We start from the raw sequence: 21,406 nt of genomic DNA, 5'->3' as shown, positions 1-21,406 counted from the left end.
TATATCATTCTCAATCTTTAGTTGAGGAAGCAGGCATGTCTATTCAGGGTATCGACGCGGTATTGCAGCAGATGCAGATTACCGCAACCAAAGCAGCCGGTGGACCGGATTCCAACGTTGCGTCCCAGGCTGGTTTTGCCAGCGAGCTGAAAGCGGCGCTTGAGAAAATCAACGAAACCAGGACGCAGGCTCAGACGCAAGCCGAAGCATTCACGTTGGGCAAACCTGGGGTCGCTCTGAATGACGTCATGGTTGACAACCAGAAGGCCTCGATTGCTTTGCAAATGGGGGTTCAGGTGCGTAATAAACTGGTCTCGGCTTACCAGGAAGTCATGAATATGACGATATAGTCGGCAAGCAAAACGCTGTTTTATTATATCTGCTTTTATTGATTGCTGTGTTTTTATTGATCGTTGTATTCGGCAAGCACTTCGAGAAAAGGGTGAATGACCATGGTTATTCACCCTGATTTTTTTGGAATAAAAGAGCCCCTTTTGGGGAAGTCAGGGCTCGTATGCAAGGGCTGTGTTAATCAGGGCTGCGGTTTTCCCGGGAGAATATCGTCGGAAAACTCGGCATAAGTGTTGTTAATCGATTTTTGATTTTGTGATTGCTGGATGAGTACCGCCAGCTCCTGCATTCTGTTCTGCAGCAGCTCTTTCACCTGTGATTCCGTATCCAGTATGTCCTGAAGAAGCTGCCGGAACTGTAATTGCACAGTGCTGGGAATATTGGCTGGAACGTTAATCTGGCTGATTCTCTCTATTGACTGGATATAAACTATCTCCTGTTCAACAACATCATCCCATAATCCGTTAAGCGCCATGGCCTTGATATTTCGGATGAGTTTGAGTAACCCCTGATACTCAATTAGTAATGGAGAGAGGTTTTCCATTAGCGCGTTTCCGTCGTTGGTTGATAACCAGGTCCAATTTGTTTCCATGCATCCGCAATATTACCGAGAAGGGCTTCCACTTCTATGATTGCCTGCAAATCATTATTAATATTGGCATGCAATAACCGACGCACCATGTAGTCGTAAAGATCGGAAAGGTTCTCTGCCAGTTCGCCGCCTTTTTCCATATCCAGTCCGAGTTTCAACCCATTACTGATAATATCGATGGCCTTGGATAGCGCGTTCCCTTTACCGACGATGTCATTCTGTTCAATAAGAATTCTAGCCCGGACAAGCGCGCTCTTGGTACCCTCAAACAGCATAACAATGAGCTGATGTGGACTGGCGCTCATCACCGCGCTTTCCACACCGACCTGAGCATAAGCCTGACTGACATTCTTTCTATACATGACCATGCGTTGGATAACCGATTAACAATAAATAAAAAGATAATAATATCTGTATGTATGACGTGCCCTAAATGCAACGCACGTCATACACCACCTAGCTTAATTAGCTGGAACTGCTGGTTTTATTAAACTGTTGTGTCAGGTAAGAACTGGTTGACGACAGTTTGGACAGCAGAGTATTGAGATTAGTAAACTGGGTCTTGTAGCGCGCCATCGTGGAATCAATACTGTCCTGGATGCTGGCGAGCTGTTTAGTTACGCTAGCCTGGCTGGTTTTGATACTCGCCTGGGCCGATTTGATCAGACCATCTGCCGAATCCACTGTCTGGGTCAGGTAATTTCCCGCTTGAGTGGCAAATCCAGTGGTGGTGCCGTTGCCAACAAAGAATTGCGCCACGCTACTGGCGCTGCTTTTCAACGTGCTTTCCAGTTTGGTGTTGTCGACAGTCAGTTTACCGTCATTGGTCGGATCTTGGGTAATTCCCAGATCGGCCATCGTGTTCAGTGAGCCGCTACCCTGAAAGTTGCTCATCAGGCCCTGTAACTGTCGCTTAATTGCACGAATGGTACTGTCACTGACCAGCGCACCATTGCTGGATGACTGGGTGCCGTCAGACTGCTCGGTTGATGTCGGCGCAGTGTAATTGGTCTGGGTCTTGATGACGTCCAGCACATTGTTATAGGCGGTCACCCAATTCTGAACTGCTTTTTCAGTATTGGTGATATCCGATGCAATCGTCAGGCTTTCCGCGTTTGAGCCGGTAGTGGAGGCCGCTTTAAGGTTCAACGTCACACCGCTGATGGCGGTAGTCACCGTATTGCTCTGGCTGGTTACTGACACGCCGTTGATCGTGAATGAGGCATCTTTGGCTGCAACCTGCTCGGTGAAACTGCCCAGTGAGCTGGAAAGCGAACCACTGACTGAGATGCTCATCGCGGATTTCGTGCCAGTGTCTTTTGCCGTCAGAATCAGTTTGTTGTTGGTGCCGTCGTTAAGGATAGTGGCGCTGACGCTACCGCCGGCGTTGTTAATAGCATCACGGATATCGTTTAATGACGTTTTGTCATCGGTTAGCGTAATCGTCAACGGCGTAGACTGGCTGGATTGCGTAATCGTGATCGTGCTGCTGGTGCTGGAAGTCCCGCCTGATACCAACGCGGTTGATGCGCTGCTAAAATTACCGGAGATTTGCGACTGCGCCTGCGCGATATTATTGACGAAAACACTGTAGGAACCCGCTACCGCAGTACTGTCGGTGCTGGCGCTGAATGCGGTATTGGTGCTGGTCACGGCCGTTGACGTGATGGTCTTCATGTTTTGCAGAGTCGTGGTAGCACTCTGCAAGTTCTTCATCGCCGATTCAACGGTGGTATAGGCGGTTGCCTGCTTGCTCAGCGAGGTCTGCTTATTGTTATAGGGGGTCAGCCGCTGCTCTTCAACGGTTTGCAGCTTGCTTATCAGTGAACTCAAGTCAAGTGAAGAACCACTGACTGACGTACCCAAGTTCATACCTATCGATGAAATGATGTCTGAGTTACTGCTAACCGTCGTAGCCATAGAGATACCCTTCCGTTTAAATTGTGAACTGACAGTCTTATCGGCACTGTATACGAAAAGTTTACAGACGTAATGTAAATTTCAGCGTAATCGTTACCATCCCTGATTTTCATCGCGCATGAACTGTCTGCGGATTTTATCCCGTCACGATGCGTATGTGCCGGGAGCAACAGTTGCAATCGAGTGTTTTCGGCTTGCCGCCGGCATTGAGTGTATCGCTGCTGGCTGCATGTTAGAAGCCGATGACATCATATCTACTCACTGGCGACGTATGTCCTGACCACAGACTGTGTTACTGACTGATATTTGGGTTTGCGTACGATGAAACCTTAACGCGCCCATGCCAGCATGACTAGGTTGATACGCAAGATACCTTATAAAGTATAGAGGGAGAATGAAGCGGCAATGACATTTTATAGCAGGCTGTTAAATGCGGTATGAGTGGTTATCACATTCCCTGCAAATTACCGTCTTTCCTTTATTCTACTTACCGCAGGTGCCGGCCTGACTGGTTTTTCCCGGGGGATACGAAAATTTCAAAAAAAACTAAAGGTTGTTTTACACCGGCCGATACAGTTAGTGACGGTGATGACACCGGGGGCAACAGCCCATCCCCATTAATAGAGATGAAAGGAATATAATTATGGCAGTCATTAATACTAACAGTATGTCGCTGTTGGCCCAGACCAACCTGAACAAATCTCAATCTTCCCTGCAGACTGCTATCGAACGTCTGTCCTCTGGCCTGGCTATCAACAGCGCCAAAGACAACGCAGCGGGTTCTGGTATCGTTAACGGTATGACCGCTCAGATCAAAGGTCTGACTCAGGCTTCTAAAAACGCTAACGACGGTGTGTCTCTGGTTCAGACCGCTGAAGGTAACCTGGATACCATCAACGACAACCTGCAGCGTATCCGTGAGCTGGCCGTACAGGCAGCGAACGACACTAACGGTACTAACGACCGTACTGCAATCCAGACTGAAATTAACCGTCGTGTTGATGAAATCAACCGTGTTGCCGCCAGCGCAAACTTCAACGGCAAAGCGCTGCTGGACGGTACTGTTACCGCTACCGGCTTCAACATTCAGGTTGGCGCAGGCACCACTGCTAACGACGCCATCTCTGTGGGTAGCTCTGCACTGATCAACGCTACTTCTGGTGGCCTGGGTATCACCACTACCAATACCGACGTGTCTACAGCTGCAGGCGCTACTGCACTGGTTTCTGCGATTGATACTGCTCTGCAGACCATCAACACCGCTAAAGCGAACATCGGTGCGACGCTGAACCGCTTCCAGTCTACCATTGACAACCTGAGCAACACCATCAACAACCTGAGCAACGCACGTAGCCGTATCCAGGATGCTGATTACGCGACCGAAGTATCCAACATGAGCCGTGCGCAGATTCTGCAGCAGGCTGGTACTTCTGTACTGGCTCAGGCTAACCAGGTACCGCAGACTGTTCTGAAACTGCTGCAGTAATCCCTGTTTACGCAGTCGCAATAGCGAATTAAAAAAGCCAACCCTTCGGGGTTGGTTTTTTATTTTGTGACACGGTCGGGATAAATAAATTTATCAGAATAAAAATCGGCTTCTTAAGCGGCGAAATAGGGAAGTTATAATTTGATGCTCAGAGGATTGGTGAAAAGGGTTTTCTTATATACTACAAACAATTTTATCTCCGCATAAAGTATTGAAGGAAATTCCTTGTGACCATGCCAGATACACAACCTTTAGCGAATAATGACGACCTGGGTGACGATACTGGTAAAATTCCATTGAGTTCGATGGCCCCTCCCGTTCCTTACACCGCGCCTTTCCATCTGCAAGCTACCGCACATCTTTATGGCATCAAGTCGGTTGCGCCGGAAAATGCACGCGTGCTTGAGATTGGGTGCAAGGATGGCGGCAATTTGCTGCCTTTTGCGCTGGCTAATCCACAGTCGCAGTCTGTCGGGGTCGATCTTGATGCGGAGCAAATTGAAAAAGGCAGTGCTCTGATAAAGCAGTTGGAACTGGACAATATCGCGTTATTTGCCCTGGACCTCGAATCTCTGCTGGCTTGCGATCCTGGAAAATTCGATTACATCATTATCCACGGCCTGTTCAGTCTTATCGGTGGCGAGACGCGGGAAGCGCTGCTGCGATTCTGTAGTGAGCACCTGACCGCGGAAGGCATCGTCTGCTATTGCTACAACACCTATCCAGGGTGGAAGACCGGTGAAATCCTGCGGGACGCTATTCAGCTTCACAGCAGCCTCGCTAATGATGAAAAGACGGCGCAAACCAGCGCCCGCGCGATGCTGACCTATCTGTCGTTGGGAACATCCCCGGATAATCCCCAGAATGCGGCGCTGAAAACCTTTATTGAACAAGCGGAAAAACAGTCCGATGTGGATTTTGCGCTGCATTATTTGCAGGGGCTGAACCAGCCTTGTTATTTCGTTGATTTCTATTCACAGATTACCCAAACCGGCTTTGCCTATGTCGGCGATGTTCGCGCCTACACAGAACTGGCGGGGCATTACGGCGATCAGGTTTCGCGCTTGCACGAGACGATTTGCCCTGAAAATACCACCTATCTGCGCCAGCAATACCTCGATTTCGCCGTTAACCGCTCCCAGCGGTTCAGTATGCTGGTTCCACAGGCGAGGGCGGAGGCGGTGCTGCCGGCCCCCGAGCTTTCCCGGCTGGCGGATTTCAACTGGGCGGGTAATTTTCAACGTGTTACGGCAAGCAATGGCGCTACGCTGAATGCCCACCGATCCGGTAACGGTGAGACCATCAGCACGGAAAACCCGGTGGTATTAAGTATTCTGGATGCGTTGGGGGAAGCCTGGCCGGCCAGTTTGACTCTGGATCAATTGGTCTTTAATACCCTGCTGCCGGAAAAGGAAGCTGAGAATCATCGGCAGAATGTGCTGGATGCGTTAAAGAACCTGTTTGTGAAAGGGATCGATGGCATTTACACGCGGATGGGGAATTGTACTTACCGGAACAGTCGACATAAGACGCTGACTGGGTTGCCCGGTATTGCCACGACCGATCTGGCATTCAATTTCTGGCATGAACCGGTGTCGCTTGATAGTGACGAGCGGCGGTTCCTGCAACAGCTGTCATCATCGACTCTGAACAAGGATAAGGCGTTTTACAGCCAGCTTTGGGCGCTGCGTAATAAAGGCGTGATATGGGGAACGCCGCGCGCGTGGCGAGACTACTTGCAGGAAGCGATCGTAGAGGCCGATGCCGGGCAGGTTGCTGTTTATATTCAGTCGCTGGTGATGTACATCAGTGAAACCAGTGCGGGCGGCTTTGTTGAACCGGAAAAATCGTCGGCGCATAAAAAGAGTAAGCCGCAGGATAGAAACACGCTCAACCGGAAGGTGTACGAAGAGATTGATCGGCTAACCACACTGGGGCAGTTTGCCGATGTCAGAACAAAAGCGGAAGAGATTATCAGTACCTATCCCGACAACCTGTGGGTCTGGTATCCCTTCGTGAATACCTATGTCCGTACCGGCGATTTTGATGGCGCGCTGAGCATCATTACCAGAGCAATTGCGCTGATGCCTTTCAACTGGGATTTTTATATTGATCTGGCGGTGTGCTTCTGGAAAAAGAACGAACTGCATCAGGGCATGGCGCTGACCAGAAAAGTCTTGCGTTGTGATAAGCAAAAAGGGCTGGCGTGGGACACGCTGGCAATTTTGTTGAATCTCACCCATAACCTGGATTCAGCGTTTAAATGTATGGAGAAGGCTCTGCAGATTGAGCCGGAAAACCCCAATTTTATCAGCCATATGGGGATGGTTTGCCATAACCTGGGGCGAAAAGACGCCATTCAGTACCATCGTAAAACCATTGAGCTGATGCCCCAGGCGTTTCATCTGTACAGCAACCTGCTGCTGGGGCTGTCTCACGATGTCAATGTGACGCCGCAGGCGCTGTTTCAGGAACACCTGTTATTCGGTAAGCGCGTGGAAGAAGCGGCCGAGCGCCATCACTGCCAGTTTGCCTACTCCCTTGATAAAGCCGCTCAACGCCCGCTACGCATTGGTTTCGTTTCCGGCGACTTTGGCAACCATCCGGTGACGAATTTCCTTGAACCTATCTGGAATTCGCTTGATCGAGGCGCGTTCTCGCTTTACGCCTACTCAAGTTTTCAACGTAACGATGAAAAGGCCGAGAGCCTAAAACAGACCGCGGCTGGCTGGCATGATGTCGACAAGATGGGCGACCTCGAATTGGCGACGCTCATCAATAAGGACGAAATCGACATTCTGATCGATCTGTCCGGACATACCGCTTATAACCGGTTGCCGGCGCTGGCGCTGAAACCCGCCCCGATCCAGATGACCTGGATCGGTTATCCCGGAACCACCGGTATGAAGAGCGTTGATTACATCCTGCTTGATTTGCATTACATCCAGGGCGGTGCGCTCGATCCGTATCTGACGGAAAAAATCATTTATTTGCCTTCGGTGAAATATTTTGAGCCGGTCAAAGATAGCCCGGAAGTGAATGAACTGCCGGCATTGAAAAACGGTTATTTGACGTTTGCCAGTTTCAATCGTCCGCAGAAAATTACTGACGAAACCCTGGCCCTGTGGGCGAAGGTTCTGACGGCGATGCCGGATTCCCGGCTAATCATGGGGTACATGACGGGTCAGGAAACCATCGACTACTTCCGTGACCGGTTGGTCGAGTTCGGGGTGAAGGAAGAGCAACTGTCTTTCCGCATGCGGACCGGCTTGAAAGAATATCTGGGAATGCACCGCGAAGTAGATCTGCTGCTGGATACCTATCCGTATACCGGTGGGACCACGGTGAGTCACGCCGCCTGGATGGGCGTACCGGTGCTGACTCGTGAAGGCGAGTCCATCGCTTCACGTCAAGGCAGCGTCACCATGCGTATTCTGGGGTTGGATGACTTTATCGCGACGGAAGAAGACGAGTTTGTACAAAAGGCGCTGTACTGGCGTCAATCACTGGAAAAACTCAGCGACGTGCGCGCCGGAATTCGTGGACGCATCGCCGCCAGAATGAATTCCGTTTTATCGCCGTCTATTTATTTCGAACGCGCCATACGCAACGCGTGGCAGATTTATTGCGAAGGAAAAGAGCCCAGAACATTCAGCATTGACTGGGAAAATGAATCATAAGCTTACGTAAAACCCGAAGGGGCTGCTTTTCACCTGGATGACAAGGCGGTGGCGGCAGCGGTAATAGCGATAATAAACAGACAATGCTGCTTTATGTATGGCGACATAAGCGCAAGGACAGGTCAATGATGAGTAAGAACATCTACGTAACGAGCCCTTTACTGCCTCCGCTTGATGAATTTACGCCCTATCTGGAAAAGATATGGGATAACAAATATCTGACGAACGGTGGGCCTTTTCACCAGCAACTTGAGCACGCTCTGGCTGAATATCTGGGCGTTAAACATCTGTGTCTGTTCACGAACGGCACGCTGGCGCTGCTGACGGCGCTGCAGGCGTTGCGTATTACCGGCGAAGTCATCACCACGCCTTATTCGTTTGTGGCGACCTCTCACTCGTTATTGTGGAATAACCTCAAGCCAGTTTTTGTCGATATCGATCCGGTTACCTGTAATCTGGATCCTAAAAAGATTGAAGAAGCGATTACGCCGCTCACGTCCGCTATTCTGCCTGTCCACTGTTATGGTATTCCTTGCGATGTCGATCGAATCCAGAATATTGCGGATGTTTACGGCCTGAAGGTGATTTATGACGCCGCACACTCTTTTGGCGTGAAAAAGGATGGCGACAGCATTCTGAATTATGGCGATCTCTCAATTCTGAGTTTCCACGCGACCAAGGTGTTCAACACCATTGAAGGCGGCGCCATTATTTGCCCCGACGCAAAAATGAAGAAACGGATCGATTATCTGAAAAACTTCGGCTTTGCGGATGAAACCACTGTGGTCGCTCCCGGTATTAACGGCAAAATGAACGAAGTGCAGGCGGCGTTTGGCCTGTTGCAACTGAATTATATCGATCAGGCGCTGGAAGACAGAAAACGTATTTATCGCTACTACCGTGATGGGTTGGCTCAGATTAATAGCATCAGGACGCTGAGCGTGCCGGATTCCATCGACTGGAATTATGCCTACTTCCCGCTTTTTGTTAATGATTACTCGTTCGATGTGCGCGAGAAACTTTATGACGCTCTGAAAGAGCACGGCATCATGTCACGCCGGTATTTCTACCCGCTGATCAGCAGTTTTCCGATGTACCGTGGTCTCGGCAGCGCGGGCGCCGAGAATTTACCGGTGGCGACCGACATCGCCAACGCTGTGCTGTGTCTGCCCATTTATCCAGGTCTGGAAAGCGGCGATCAGGATCGCATCATCGAGATTATTGGGCGCACGTTGAGTGAAAACGGGCGTTAAGTGACAGGCTTGCTTCGCCCTAAGGGGCGTGCGCGCTCCCCGTTGTAGCGGGAAGCCTGAGAAAATATTGGTAACAGAGAATGGATATGTCGACTATAGATGCCTTAATGCTTGATGCGGGTTTTTCTGCGCTGCCTCTGCTGGAAGCGTGCCTGGAACAGGGCGTTGCGATTGGTGTGTGCAGCGGCAAACCCGGTGACCCTGGTCATATCCGGGCAACCCGGTCGATTGTCGAAGATTATTCGGACAAAGAGGCCATTCTCGGCATTGTCAGAAAGGAAAATATTAAGGCTATTTTGCCGGGCGTGACGGATGTCTCTTACGAAACCGGCGCCTGGGTTGCGCAATCGCTGGGTATGCCCGGTTTCGATTCGGTTGAAACAACGGCGATCCTGCTGAAAAAGGATGCGTTTCGTGCTTATGCACAGCGTAAGGGACTGCCCATTCCTAAAGCGGTACGTGATATTGGATCGGTGGGGCAACTGTCGTATCCGATTCTGGTCAAGCCGGTTGATGCCTACAGTGGCCGCGGTATTACTCAGGTTCAGCGCGAACAGGATATTCTGCCGGCTTACCAGTCGGCCGCATCGGCATCGGTAAGCGGTCAGGTGGTGATAGAAGAATTCAAGCAGGGCTCGCTGCACAGCCATTCGGCGTTTATTCGTAACGGCGAGATTGTTTGTGAGTTCTTTGTTGATGAATATTGCACGGTCTACCCTTATCAGGTGAATAGCAGCTGTGTGGCTCATCAAATGAGTGAAACGCTGAAAAATGCCGTCAGTGACTGCATCAACAGTATTGTCGCCGACCTGAAGCTATGTGATGGCTTGCTGCATACGCAATTTATCGCCAATGGCGATGATTTTTGGCTGATTGAACTGACCCGGCGCTGTCCGGGTGATTTATATTGCCAGCTGATCCGTTATTCCACCGATATCCCTTATGCGGAATATTTTGTCGCGCCTTTCCTGTCGCTGCCGTCGACATTCGCCAGTAAGCGGCCGGCGGCTCGCCATTATGTAGCCAGACATACCGTATCGGTGGCTGAAAAAACGATCTTTAACGCACTGCGTTATCACCAGTTGCCCGGTGAGTTACTGGAAAGTGTCGTGCTGAAAAAAAGTGGTGAAGTGCTGAATCCGGCGCCAGGGGATCGGGCTGCCGTCGTCTTTATGACCTTCAATGATAAAGCGCATCTGTTAAAAAATACCGGAAACCTGAAACACCATCTGGTGGTGAGCCACTCTTTTCTGGGGAAAGAGCAATGAAAAGCATAACAAACAACGGTGGGGCATTAAAAATCGGGTTCATCGGCGGAGGCATTAATTCGGCAATCGGTGAAACGCATAAGATTGCTTCGCAGATGGATGGCCAGTTCGAACTGGTATCGGGATTTTTCAGCCGCCATGATGACATCAATCAGCAAACCGCCGCCAGTTGGGGAATTCATGAAGACCGCGTGTACCGCGATTTGACCGGTTTTTTGCACGCGGAAGCCAGTAAACTGGATGCGGTCGTCATTCTAACGCCGACGCCGACGCATAAAGAGATTGTGATTGCCTGCATTGAGCATCAGTTGCCGGTGATTTGTGAGAAATCGCTGGCGACCAGCGTGGAGGAAGTGGCCGAGATTCAGCATGCACTGGAAAAAATGAACGGGACTCTGCTGGTCACCTTCAATTATTCCGGTTACCCAATGGTCAGGGAGCTGAAACAGCGGATCGCCGATGGTGAGCTGGGCCAGATCAGGCAGGTTATGGTTGAAATGCCTCAGGAAGGCTTTTTGCGCCATGTGAAAAGCGGGGCGGTGCCGCGTCCGCAGGACTGGCGCCAGCATGACGGCGTGATCCCCACCGTGTCGCTGGATCTGGGCGTGCATGCCCACCAGATGGTGGATTACATCATTGGTGAGCTGGCGCAGGATGTATATGCGGTGCACCATCGGTTCGGCGAGATCCCGGATGTGGTGGATACGGTTCACTGCATTTCCGGTTACACCAATCAGGTCGTGTGCAATTACTGGTACACCAAGGCGGCGCTGGGTTATCGCAATGGGTTGCGTATCCGGGTTTATGGCAGCAAAGGATCGGCAGAGTGGCTACAGATGGACCCTGAGCATTTGAAACTCAGCAATATCAACGGTGTCTCTTCTGTGATCGACAGAACGCACCCGGATAACCTGATCGCATCCCAGCCTCGATACAACCGTTTTAAAGCCGGCCATCCCGCCGGATTTATTGAAGCGTTCGCCAATTACTACGAGGACATTGCTTCTTATCTGAAAGAAGGCGCGTGCGAGTATGTGTTTGGCGCCGATGTTGCGATGCGCGGTATTCGTTATCTCCAGGCCGCCGCAGCCAGCGCGCATAGAGGAGAGAAGGTTCGGATTACGGAGTAAATCCGTGATTTGATAAATATATAAATCAATGTGTTGCTGATTTTGTACTGTATCGGTTTAGAGATCACCCGGTGTTACTGTCACTAAACTTTTACTGGTAAAGCCGCGTTTGCCGACAACAGCCTGTCGGAGCGGTGCATGATGAGGGTGATGACTCATTGCGATATCAGAAGGTATTGGAGAGAAGACGAATGAATACAGCCAGTAAGCCTGCGGCAGCGAACAGCGCAACAGCTGACTTTTTTGAGCGGTTTACCCGTGCCGATGGTGTTAAACACTACGTACTGGGCGTTAACCAGTACGCGGAGGCCGTCGCCAACGTCGCGCCGGTCGACGGTTTTATTGATGAATACACCGACCTGACGACATGGTTGGGCAAGCCGGTGCTGCGCCTGAATCAAATCGAGAAGGACTGCATGGTGGTATCTGCAGTGACCAATTCCCGCCCCAGAACCGGCGTGGAAAAACTGAAGGCGGCAGGCGTCAACGAGGTGATGGACTATTTCGCGTTTGCCGATTTGAGCCACGGCACGGTGCCCCAGCTTGAATGCATTACCGAGATGCGTAAAGAGTATGCGACCAACACCGCAAAATTCGAGTGGATCCGCGGGCTGCTGGTCGATGATGAGTCCCGCCAGGTATTTGACGACATTTTGCGTTTTCGCCTGGAAGCCAACCTGACCGCGATCGATAAATACGATTTTTGTGTCGACAGGCAGTATTTCGAGCCGTTCGTTACGTTTTCCGATGGCGAGGTTTTTGTCGATGGCGGCGGGTTTGATGGCTTTACCAGCCTGGAATTCGCCAAACGTTGCCCTGGTTATGGCGGCATCCATTTCTTCGAGCCGGGCAGCGATACGCTGGTGTTGGCTAAAAAGAATATGCAGCATCTGCATGGCGTTACCTATCACCCGCTTGGATTGTTCGACCGGAATACGACGCTGAGCTTTTCCTCGGGCGATGGTTCCGCCAGCCATATTTCGGAGGAAGGGAACGTAAAAATTGAAGTGGCGACGCTGGATAGCGTAGTCAATGAGCCCGTTACCTTTATCAAGCTGGATCTGGAAGGGGCGGAAATCGCCGCACTGACCGGAATGAAACAGCATATTCAGGATGATCACCCGAAACTGGCGGTGGCGGTTTATCATTATCCGAGCGACTTCTGGAAGATTCCTGAATATATCCTGAGCCTGCGGAATGATTATCGCATTTATCTGCGCCACTATACCGAAGGGTGGGCAGAGACCATCATGTTCTTTATCCCGGCGGCCGACTGATAAGTCACTTTCCGGGTGGTTGTGCCGATCACCCGGAAAGGCATGATGTAATATGCCTGATCATGTTGCCGTAACAGTAAATACAATGAATTGAAGGTTGCTTATGGCGGACTACACGCATGTAAAATCGACACATCAATATTATCGGGATGTGTTCAGCCGGGAGTTGATGATTGGCGATATTGGCGACCTGCCGAAAGAAATTATCGTTGATGTGATTGTCAATAGAAGCTGCGATATTTATACCCTGAACAAAAAACTGGCCGCCAGTCAGAGCAATTTGCCGGAGGCGCAGGATCGCGCACTGAAATTGCTGCTGAATGCGATTGCCTTGTCTAATCTGGCGCTGGATGAAAAATGGAACGGTCAGCAGGTACATATGCCGGCCGAATATATTGACAGTGTTGTCAGTTATCTTAGCGATGTATTAGAGCTGGCGCCGAATCTTGAATATCTGGTTGCCTCTATCCAGCTGTTGTTCCGGATTGGCGCGATAGAACATGCTGTCGCTCTGATCGAGAACAACCTGGATGCTCTGCAGGATGTCCCTGTTATCTTTAAGATTCTGCTGCTCACCTGTATTCTGGAAGACGATTATGAGTATGCGTTGTTGCTCGTCAAAAGAATGACCGCCAACTCCTATCTTATTGGTGAAGACCCGCTGACTTTGCTGATGATCGTCTCGACCATATTCAAGAGCGGTGGTTATCCTGACTCATATATTGATTTCAGTTCACTGGTATCGAAAAAAGAGAATATCAGTTATGAGCATTATCAATGGTTACATAAAAGAGATCATGATAATGACAAACCCACCATACTTATCGCGTGTGATGTGAAGTATTATCATCAGCATGCCGTACATCTGATTTATTCACTCTATGAAACCAACCGTGAAAAATTCAATGTACACCTTCACGTCTATAATATTGACGAGGTGACGGCTGATGATATTAAAGCGAAACGGATGCGGTTTCCTGAACTGAATATTTCCTGTACGGTTGAATCGATTGCTGATGTGCCCGGCATTAATGTGCACTATGCTTGCAGGCGATTTGTGGCGGCTAATTATCTGTTGTCTGCCGTTAAAGGGCCGCTGATTATTGTCGATGCGGATTGCCTGATGAAAAATGGCTGGCAATTTGTCGAGCATACTGTCGCGTCAGCGGATATTGCTTTGACGAAAAGCGAAAGTTCACCGTTCTGGGAAAAAGCCATTGCCGGATTTGTCTACCTTAACGGCGGCGAGGAATCCAGACGTTTCATCAAAAAAGTTGCTTTGTTTATATGGAATAATTTGATGAAGAATAATGCTGTCTGGTTTTTGGATCAGGTTGCATTGTCTGCCGTTCTGGATAGGGTGGGAGAATCAACCCATATTGCGCGGATTGATGCGTCTTTTGTCTGTGACGTCAATCACAGAGAAAGCTCATTCGCCTGGGTGGTGACGACGATCAAGGATGCGCAAAACCGCTATTCCGAATATAAAGATTATCTTGTTGAAAAATATGGTAATAAGCTTAATAGCTAAAATTGGCTGAGCAACAGGAATAAGGCGCCGGTGGGATGGGGCCTTATTTCTCAATCATATTTTATTATGTTGATTATCCGGTAATGACGGTTTATCACCGTAGGCGTTTGCAAGTAGCCTGATTTCCCTTCTGCCATCAATGACTATTATTGTATTAATAGTTTCTTGCATTATCAGTCAATAACTGTACATCACAAAAAATGGCTTACTCTACTGGGGCAGGTACCCACCTTACGCTATAGCGGCTACAATATTCAGAAATGGGAATCCGGCTGCATATCTGAAAAAAGCCTTTTTTCTACACCTATTCTGCCGATTGCCATAGTATGCTAAACGCATAATGTTACTGAGCACCTTAATTTTATAGGTATTTATCACTGTGAGCGAACTGTATACCGCTGAAGGCACAATGGATAAAAATTCATTATGGAAGCGCTATGTTCCCCTGGTGCGCCATGAAGCCTTACGCTTACAGGTTCGTCTCCCGGCAAGCGTCGAGCTCGATGATCTCCTGCAAGCAGGGGGGATCGGGCTGCTCAGTGCCGTAGAACGTTATGATTCGTTGCAGGGCACGGCATTCACCACCTATGCCGTGCAACGTATTCGTGGCGCGATGCTGGATGAGCTGCGCAGCCGGGACTGGGCGCCACGCAGTGTCAGGCGTAACGCCCGGGAAGTCGCGCAGGCAATGCAGCAGGCTGAACAGTCACTCGGCCGGGCACCTACCGAACAGGAAGTGGCCCAAACCCTGAATATCTCGCTGGAGGAGTATCGCCAGATTCTTCTGGATACCAACAATAGCCAGTTGTTTTCTTACGATGAATGGCGGGAAGAGCATGGGGATAGCGCTGAGGCGTTACTGGAAGGAAATGAGGAAGCCAATCCGTTAAATCAACTGATGGACGTGAATTTACGCCAGCGAGTGATGGACGCGATTGAAAGCCTACCAGAGCGAGAGAAAATGGTGTTGACCCTCTATTATCAGGAAGAACTGAACCTAAAGGAGATTGGGGCGGTTCTGGAGGTCGGAGAGTCTCGCGTTAGTCAGTTGCATAGCCAGGCGATAAAGCGTCTGCGTGCGAAATTAATGAGTGACGTTTAATTTTGGAGCACGCAGATATGTAGTTGTACCCACACTACTGTCAGGAATGGACTCATGCCTCAAGCAACCAGGAAGAAGCAGCTTCTGAGCCGTTATTTGAAAGACTTCAAACACAGGCAAACACACTGCGCCAATTGTGCCAAGGAACTGGATCGTGTTTCGCTGGTATTTCGCGATCAGCTCATCAATAAAAAGTCGATAGCCATGATGGACCGGCTGATTGACAACACTATCTGGGAATCTGTGCAGGAAGAACTCATCCCCTTATGTCGTTTTTGCAGTGAAGTGTCCTGCAATACACACGCCAATTATTTCGATATCAAAGCGTTCACGCACTATCTGATCGAGCAGACTGAGGTGCGCCATAGCACGATGCGGGAATATGTCATCCGCTTGCGACGCCTGGATGAATTGCTGTTGTCGAAGAATTACCCGCAGGAAAGCTTCTCCTCGGATGGCAATATTCAGCAGCGTATTTGCGATTATTTGCCTGATATAGAGCAGAATACATACCGCAGCGCTCTGCGGAAGTACGATCAATATCTGCACTGGCAGAAGCATTACTAACCTTCGCGCTCCTCCGCTGACCGGCGGAGGAAATCCAGCTCATAGTTTTATGTTATGGTGATGTGAAAATACTTGCCATGCCGGGGCAAAATATAGCACTGTCATCTTAATGACATCTGTGGGCGGTAATTTCATCCTCAGATGTCGGGTGCCTGATACGGTCAATCATTATTCACCCGAATAGTTATTGTCACAGTGAGGAGCGCGAATGGTAGAGTCCTTCCCTGGACGGAATAGTCAGCAAATTCGCCCGTATTTACCGCCTCATCGATGCGGAGGCTCTCCCTCCCGCTTCATTTTCTCACTGTCCCCTGTTTGTTGCGATATGGTCCTCGGAGTGATTCCCGCTCCATGCCTCAAAGCCGATGCCGAATGCGCCGTCATGCCAGTAAAGGCGACAGCGCCAACTTCGCGTCGGCTTTTTTCATTCCACTTGTGTTACGGCTTAATAAGGAAGCCAACCTCATTTGTGAACAAAACACCGTCGACCCAGGGTCGTACGGTCAGTGAAACAAACTGTAAGGTGCCACTATGGGAAGACAAAAAGCAGTGATCAAAGCGCGTCGTGAAGCCAAACGTGTTATCAGACGCGAATCGCGCAGTCATCGTCAGCGTGAAGAAGATTCGGTCACTTCTCTGGTTCAGTTGGGAGGAATTGAAGCTATCGGTATGGCGCGTGAAAGCCGTGACACCTCAATGATTGAGGCCCGAACCCCAGCTCAGGAACACTACTTGTCTGCAATAGAAAATAAACAGTTAATCTTTGCCACCGGTGAGGCGGGTTGTGGCAAAACGTTTCTCAGTGCGGCCAAAGCGGCTGAAGCACTGCTTCATAAAGAGGTTGAACGTATTATCGTTACGCGGCCGGTATTGCAGGCGGAGGAAGATCTCGGCTTCCTGCCGGGCGACATCGCGGAGAAATTCGCACCTTATTTTCGGCCGGTGTATGACGTGTTGCAGCGTCGGCTCGGCTCTTCCTTCCTGCAATACTGCCTGCGGCCGGAAATCGCCAAGGTAGAGATCTCTCCATTCGCCTATATGCGCGGGCGGACGTTCGAAAACGCGGTGGTGATTCTGGACGAAGCGCAGAACGTTACCGTCAATCAGATGAAGATGTTCCTGACGCGTCTGGGCGAGAATGTTACGGTGATCGTCAATGGCGATATTACGCAGTGTGACTTGCCAGCCGGCGTGAAATCGGGTCTGCGCGACGCGCTGGAGCGATTTACGGAAGATGGCATGGTGGGCATTGTCACCTTTGGCAAGGAGGACTGTGTTCGCTCAGAGCTGTGTCAACGTACGCTGGTGGCGTATTCCTGATTCCTGGTTGACGTAAAAGCGAAAGGGCTGCGCGAGCAGCCCTTTTTTTCACCGTAACCTCCGGTCAATCAGTGATTGCCGAGGCGCAAAGGGTGTATGTCGTTCATGGTATGGGCGTCAATAAAATGCGCGTTCCCGTTTAGTTTGAAGGTTTCCACCGACTGGCGCAATTTGGTGGCCTGCTCGTTAAGCGAATCGGCCGCCGAGGAGGCTTGTTCCACCATCGCGGCATTCTGCTGTGTGACAGCCTCCATCTGGTTGATGGCGGTGTTAATCTGGGATATGCCGCGGCTTTGTTCTTCCGATGCCAGCGACACTTCGTTGACCAGGCTGGATACGTTCTGAATCACGCCTTTCACGTTGCTGATGGCATCGCGGACTTCATCAGCCTGTAGCGCGCCATGTTTTACGGCGGCAATCGCACTGTCGATTAGGGTCTTGATCTCTTTGGCGGCGGATGAGGAGCGCTGGGACAGCGTGCGGACCTCGCCGGCCACCACCGCGAAGCCACGGCCATGTTCACCCGCCCGGGCGGCTTCCACGGCGGCATTCAGCGCCAGAATGTTGGTCTGGAAGGCGATACCCTCAATCAGGTTGGTGATATCGGCTACTTTTGCGGACCCGTTAGCGATCTCGTCCATTGCGTGCATCATACGCTGCACCGCTTCATCGCCATGCTGGACCGCGACGCTTGCTTGCTGACCCAGCCGATTGGCTTGGGAAGTATTGTCAACGTTGCTTTCGATGGTGGACGAGATTTCATGCATACTGGCGGCGGTCTGCGCCAGCGAAGAGGCTTGCTCTTCCGTTCTGGATGAGAGGTCTTCATTGGCGGCGGCGATTTCGCCGGATGCCGTTGAAACGCTTTCGCTGGCGGAACGCACGTCGGTCAGAACGGTGGCGAATCGCTGAATCAGGTTGTTAAAGGCGCTGGCGGTTTGGCCGATTTCATCATTCTTTCTGGTGTCGGCTTGCAGGGTCAAATCCAGATTTTCACTGACGGAAATCAGCGTCTGACGCAGGGCGTTCAGGCTGGCACGCACATAGCTGATAATCACCGTGGACAAGGTACCGGCGGCGAGCAGGGCGACCACAATCAACCCGACCAGCCCGAAGAAAGCCTGTTTGAAACTGGTGTTATTTTGTTCCTGCAGTCCACCAGCCAGATCTACGTTGTAGTCGTACTGAGCCTGAAAGCCTTTTACCAGTTTCTCCTGAGCCAGCGTGACATAGCCCTGAGAGGCGAAGGCTTTCTCCGCGGCCTGAGTATCGGTTTGGGACTGCTGAAACAGCTTATCTTTGGCGGCACGGAAGTCGCTCAGATATTGCAGATTATCACTGGCCATCTGCGCATCTTTGCTATCAGAAACCAGATCCTTTTTATATGTAGCATTCAGTTTTTCAACGCTGCTCAGAGAATCATCAAGCGCGCGTTTTAAGGTATTACGTTGCTGATCTTCCCGGGTGAGAAAAATAAGCGCCAGATCGCTACGTGCATCGTTTAATGCGTTATTCGATTTCACCAGATTATCAAGGCTGGGTAATGTGTTAGTCATCACATATTCCAGACGATCTTTTGACTGGCTAAGTGAATGAAGACCAAAACCGCCTACGCTAATCAGCGCCAGCGAAAAAATACTGATTGCGATAGCTAATTTTTTCACAATGGTCATGTTGGAATGCTCCGCCAGAAATGAGGATGGAGATAAAAAAGTATAATTATCTTACAACGATGAATTTATTTTATTTAGATTAAGTGAACATTAATGGCAATAAAAAAGCGATTTTTATTTACGTCTCGCAAGCAAATATAAGCTGGGTGATTAATAGGGGGGTTCGATTGTTTTATTTTTATATCAAAGAGTTGTTTAGTATCTGGCTAATATAGCCGTTGTATCCTAAGGAGGGTAGTGTCAAAGAGAGCGGATTGGCAGTTCGTTATATAAAGGAATGCGAATATTTCCTATTTTTAACGGATGGTTCATCTTTTTCGTGAACATCAACTGCCACAATATTGTCGGGTCTTACCGACCTCTTAATGGCTCTCGTCCGTCCCGTCATCGGTTTAAAAACAAAAACCCCAGACTTGCGTCGTGGGGTTTTTGTTTTTAATCTGGCGGTGAGGGAGGGATTCGAACCCTCGATACGTTTTCACGTATACACACTTTCCAGGCGTGCTCCTTCAGCCACTCGGACACCTCACCGGATCGTCGCCGTAAGGGGCAACGGGGCGCTACTATAGGGAGTCGCCCAGTTATGGTCAAGCAGTATTTCAGGCTTTTGAAACGTCTGGCTAACTGTTGTTCGACCCAGTCGAAAGTCGGCAGAATCACCGGCAAAAAAAAAACCACCGCCGGAGCGGTGGTCGCAATAAACGAGTACCCGGCGAATTAGTTCAGCAGGGATTTAATGTAGCTGGTCAGCTCAGCGTTGGTGCTGTTAGCGAAGAAGTATTCCTGGAATTTCGGACCGGCGATAGCGCCTTTGACCAGATCCTGATCCAGACCTTTCAGAATGGTGATCAGATCCCGATAGGTCACTTCTTTCACAGCATCCAGGATTTTCTTGTTACGCTGCTGCGGGACTACGCGATCGCTCGGGTAGCCGCGGCCGCCTTCTTCTTTGAACAGCTGAGTGAACAGGTTTTCCAGATTCAGCTCGGCGCCCCAGCCAAAGCCTTTGGCGTAAGGCAGGGAAACCGCGTTACCGTTGTTGATCTGGGAGAACAGGTAAGCGTCAGACGGGTCAACAACCAGACCACAGATCACACCCGGGAAAGAGTTACAGGCCAGCATGGCACCCTGACCGGTACCGCAACCCGTGACCACGAAATCAGCGGCACCGGAGTTCAGCAGGATGGCAGTCAGAATACCGTTCTGGATGTAGGTCAGCTGCGCGGCGTCTTCAACAGCATATTGACCGTAGTTGTATACGGTGTGACCTTGCGGTTCAACGGCTTTGGACAGGGCAGCGGCGATGATCGCGTTCTTTGCGGCCTGGCTGTTCTCGTTAATCAGTGCAATTTTCATGTTCGTTCCTTTATATGTGCGGACAACTGCATTTTTTAAAACACTATTTCATTTCGATAGCCCAGTATACCTTGCTCGCCGGAAACCGCAAACCACCAGAATCCGGAATTGATCGCAAAAACGTGACCTGATCGATCTCTCGCGGTCGTCGTCACTTCTGCGATTACTCGCCGGTCGATTTATTTTTGATTGATCGTTCAATTAAAAAAAGTTTCAATGGACCCTGATAACCAGACAACAATTCGGCGGACGTAGCCGTACTGCGTCCGCGGCAGGAGGTGTTTATGCCCAAAGTCGGGATGCAACCGATCAGGCGACAGCAATTGATTGACGCCACGTTGATGGCGATTGACGAAGTCGGGCTACATGAGGCGTCCATTGCGCAGATTGCCCGGCGGGCAGGCGTTTCTAACGGCATCATCAGCCACTATTTTCAGGACAAGAATGGCCTGCTTGACGCCACCATGCGTCATCTGCTGCGCCTACTGGGTACCGCCGTCAGGACGCGCCTGACCGCACTGACCTCCGACGATCCCAAATTACGTTTGCGGGCGATGGTGGCGGGTAATTTCGATGCGAGCCAGACCAACGCGGCTGCGATGAAAACCTGGCTGGCCTTTTGGGCCAGCAGCATGCATTCCCCCAATCTTTACCGGCTACAGCGCGTCAGTAGTCGCAGGCTCTATTCCAACCTGTGTGTCGAATTTCGTCGCTGCTTGCCGCGTGAAGAGGCACGCCGCGCGGCAAGAGGTCTGGCGGGGTTGATTGACGGATTATGGCTGCGCAGTGCGTTGAGCGACAACGGGGGAAGTCGGGAGGAGCCTTTGGCGGTGGCCTGCCACTTTATCGACTGTCTGCTGAAGACGGCGCCTTGCGCCGTACCTGAACAGGAGAACTGAT

General features: G+C 50.4%; 17 protein-coding genes and 1 tRNA gene. 12 read left to right on the top strand and 6 right to left on the bottom strand.

Annotated features, from left to right (window positions below; translation table 11 throughout):
• Positions 1–35: 35 nt before the first annotated feature.
• Positions 36–350, top strand: coding sequence for a flagellar hook-basal body complex protein FliE (gene fliE / locus DDA898_RS13700; RefSeq protein ID WP_013318487.1), 315 nt, complete (start codon positions 36–38; stop codon positions 348–350).
• Between the two features lie 182 nt (positions 351–532).
• Here the strand turns inward: fliE and fliT are convergent, their stop codons facing one another.
• The 3 genes from fliT to fliD form a co-directional block, all read right to left on the bottom strand.
• Positions 533–895: a flagellar protein FliT gene (fliT, locus tag DDA898_RS13695; protein ID WP_013318486.1), complete on the bottom strand. Its 363-nt coding sequence runs from the start codon at positions 893–895 to the stop codon at positions 533–535.
• Positions 895–1,305, bottom strand: coding sequence for a flagellar export chaperone FliS (gene fliS, locus DDA898_RS13690; protein WP_013318485.1), 411 nt, complete (start codon positions 1,303–1,305; stop codon positions 895–897). The genes fliT and fliS overlap by 1 nt, the downstream gene beginning before the upstream one ends.
• Before the next feature lie 103 nt (positions 1,306–1,408).
• A complete protein-coding gene (gene fliD, locus DDA898_RS13685; protein ID WP_269077948.1) occupies positions 1,409–2,815 on the bottom strand; it encodes a flagellar filament capping protein FliD in 1,407 nt (468 codons plus the stop codon).
• Between the two features lie 691 nt (positions 2,816–3,506).
• Between fliD and DDA898_RS13680 the strand changes: the two genes are divergently transcribed.
• The 10 genes from DDA898_RS13680 (at position 3,507) to phoH (ending at position 17,477) form a co-directional block, all read left to right on the top strand.
• Positions 3,507–4,349 carry a flagellin N-terminal helical domain-containing protein gene (locus DDA898_RS13680; protein ID WP_013318483.1) on the top strand — a complete coding sequence of 281 codons (843 nt, stop codon included), beginning with the start codon at positions 3,507–3,509 and terminating at the stop codon, positions 4,347–4,349.
• Between the two features lie 233 nt (positions 4,350–4,582).
• Complete coding sequence (locus DDA898_RS13675) at positions 4,583–8,029, top strand: O-linked N-acetylglucosamine transferase family protein (protein ID WP_050570334.1); 3,447 nt, start codon at positions 4,583–4,585, stop codon at positions 8,027–8,029.
• 128 nt (positions 8,030–8,157) lie between these two features.
• Positions 8,158–9,282 carry a DegT/DnrJ/EryC1/StrS family aminotransferase gene (locus DDA898_RS13670; RefSeq protein ID WP_033112346.1) on the top strand — a complete coding sequence of 375 codons (1,125 nt, stop codon included), beginning with the start codon at positions 8,158–8,160 and terminating at the stop codon, positions 9,280–9,282.
• An 86-nt stretch (positions 9,283–9,368) separates the two neighbouring features.
• A complete protein-coding gene (locus DDA898_RS13665) occupies positions 9,369–10,550 on the top strand; it encodes an ATP-grasp domain-containing protein (RefSeq protein ID WP_050570333.1) in 1,182 nt (393 codons plus the stop codon).
• The gene (locus DDA898_RS13660; RefSeq protein WP_038911470.1) at positions 10,547–11,680 is read left to right on the top strand and encodes a Gfo/Idh/MocA family protein; all 1,134 of its coding nucleotides are present in this window, start codon (positions 10,547–10,549) and stop codon (positions 11,678–11,680) included. The genes DDA898_RS13665 and DDA898_RS13660 overlap by 4 nt, the downstream gene beginning before the upstream one ends.
• Before the next feature lie 191 nt (positions 11,681–11,871).
• On the top strand, positions 11,872–12,957 hold the full coding sequence (locus DDA898_RS13655) for an FkbM family methyltransferase (RefSeq protein ID WP_038911469.1): 1,086 nt from the start codon (positions 11,872–11,874) through the stop codon (positions 12,955–12,957).
• 103 nt (positions 12,958–13,060) lie between these two features.
• Positions 13,061–14,488, top strand: coding sequence for a hypothetical protein (locus DDA898_RS13650; protein WP_038911468.1), 1,428 nt, complete (start codon positions 13,061–13,063; stop codon positions 14,486–14,488).
• Positions 14,489–14,867: 379 nt separating this feature from the next.
• On the top strand, positions 14,868–15,590 hold the full coding sequence (locus tag DDA898_RS13645) for an RNA polymerase sigma factor FliA (RefSeq protein ID WP_013318476.1): 723 nt from the start codon (positions 14,868–14,870) through the stop codon (positions 15,588–15,590).
• Between the two features lie 54 nt (positions 15,591–15,644).
• Entirely contained in the window at positions 15,645–16,157 is a 513-nt protein-coding gene (gene fliZ / locus DDA898_RS13640; RefSeq protein ID WP_013318475.1) for a flagella biosynthesis regulatory protein FliZ, read from the top strand.
• 531 nt (positions 16,158–16,688) lie between these two features.
• The gene (gene phoH, locus DDA898_RS13635) at positions 16,689–17,477 is read left to right on the top strand and encodes a phosphate starvation-inducible protein PhoH (protein ID WP_013318474.1); all 789 of its coding nucleotides are present in this window, start codon (positions 16,689–16,691) and stop codon (positions 17,475–17,477) included.
• Between the two features lie 68 nt (positions 17,478–17,545).
• On the opposite strand, the gene DDA898_RS13630 is transcribed toward phoH, so the two are convergent.
• From DDA898_RS13630 to DDA898_RS13620, 3 genes are all read right to left on the bottom strand, one after another.
• A complete protein-coding gene (locus DDA898_RS13630) occupies positions 17,546–19,150 on the bottom strand; it encodes a methyl-accepting chemotaxis protein (RefSeq protein ID WP_013318473.1) in 1,605 nt (534 codons plus the stop codon).
• 441 nt (positions 19,151–19,591) lie between these two features.
• A tRNA-Ser gene (locus DDA898_RS13625) sits at positions 19,592–19,681 on the bottom strand.
• Positions 19,682–19,867: 186 nt separating this feature from the next.
• Entirely contained in the window at positions 19,868–20,506 is a 639-nt protein-coding gene (locus DDA898_RS13620) for an RpiB/LacA/LacB family sugar-phosphate isomerase (RefSeq protein ID WP_013318472.1), read from the bottom strand.
• A 284-nt stretch (positions 20,507–20,790) separates the two neighbouring features.
• On the opposite strand from DDA898_RS13620, the gene betI reads away from it, so the two are divergent.
• The gene (gene betI, locus DDA898_RS13615; RefSeq protein ID WP_013318471.1) at positions 20,791–21,405 is read left to right on the top strand and encodes a transcriptional regulator BetI; all 615 of its coding nucleotides are present in this window, start codon (positions 20,791–20,793) and stop codon (positions 21,403–21,405) included.
• Position 21,406 lies beyond the last annotated feature (1 nt).

The sequence above is a fragment of the Dickeya dadantii NCPPB 898 genome (assembly GCF_000406145.1).
Taxonomy (GTDB): Bacteria; Pseudomonadota; Gammaproteobacteria; order Enterobacterales; family Enterobacteriaceae; genus Dickeya; species Dickeya dadantii.
The sequence above is the reverse complement of the archived record's forward strand: the minus strand, read 5'-3'. Positions and strand labels throughout refer to the sequence as shown.

Coding starts and splice junctions, on each gene's coding strand:
- fliE (WP_013318487.1), top strand. CDS start 36: ATGTCTATTCAGGGTATCGACGCGGTATTGCAGCAGATGCAGATTACC.
- fliT (WP_013318486.1), bottom strand. CDS start 895: ATGGAAAACCTCTCTCCATTACTAATTGAGTATCAGGGGTTACTCAAA.
- fliS (WP_013318485.1), bottom strand. CDS start 1,305: ATGTATAGAAAGAATGTCAGTCAGGCTTATGCTCAGGTCGGTGTGGAA.
- fliD (WP_269077948.1), bottom strand. CDS start 2,815: ATGAACTTGGGTACGTCAGTCAGTGGTTCTTCACTTGACTTGAGTTCA.
- DDA898_RS13680 (WP_013318483.1), top strand. CDS start 3,507: ATGGCAGTCATTAATACTAACAGTATGTCGCTGTTGGCCCAGACCAAC.
- DDA898_RS13675 (WP_050570334.1), top strand. CDS start 4,583: ATGCCAGATACACAACCTTTAGCGAATAATGACGACCTGGGTGACGAT.
- DDA898_RS13670 (WP_033112346.1), top strand. CDS start 8,158: ATGAGTAAGAACATCTACGTAACGAGCCCTTTACTGCCTCCGCTTGAT.
- DDA898_RS13665 (WP_050570333.1), top strand. CDS start 9,369: ATGTCGACTATAGATGCCTTAATGCTTGATGCGGGTTTTTCTGCGCTG.
- DDA898_RS13660 (WP_038911470.1), top strand. CDS start 10,547: ATGAAAAGCATAACAAACAACGGTGGGGCATTAAAAATCGGGTTCATC.
- DDA898_RS13655 (WP_038911469.1), top strand. CDS start 11,872: ATGAATACAGCCAGTAAGCCTGCGGCAGCGAACAGCGCAACAGCTGAC.
- DDA898_RS13650 (WP_038911468.1), top strand. CDS start 13,061: ATGGCGGACTACACGCATGTAAAATCGACACATCAATATTATCGGGAT.
- fliZ (WP_013318475.1), top strand. CDS start 15,645: ATGCCTCAAGCAACCAGGAAGAAGCAGCTTCTGAGCCGTTATTTGAAA.
- phoH (WP_013318474.1), top strand. CDS start 16,689: ATGGGAAGACAAAAAGCAGTGATCAAAGCGCGTCGTGAAGCCAAACGT.
- DDA898_RS13630 (WP_013318473.1), bottom strand. CDS start 19,150: ATGACCATTGTGAAAAAATTAGCTATCGCAATCAGTATTTTTTCGCTG.
- DDA898_RS13620 (WP_013318472.1), bottom strand. CDS start 20,506: ATGAAAATTGCACTGATTAACGAGAACAGCCAGGCCGCAAAGAACGCG.
- betI (WP_013318471.1), top strand. CDS start 20,791: ATGCCCAAAGTCGGGATGCAACCGATCAGGCGACAGCAATTGATTGAC.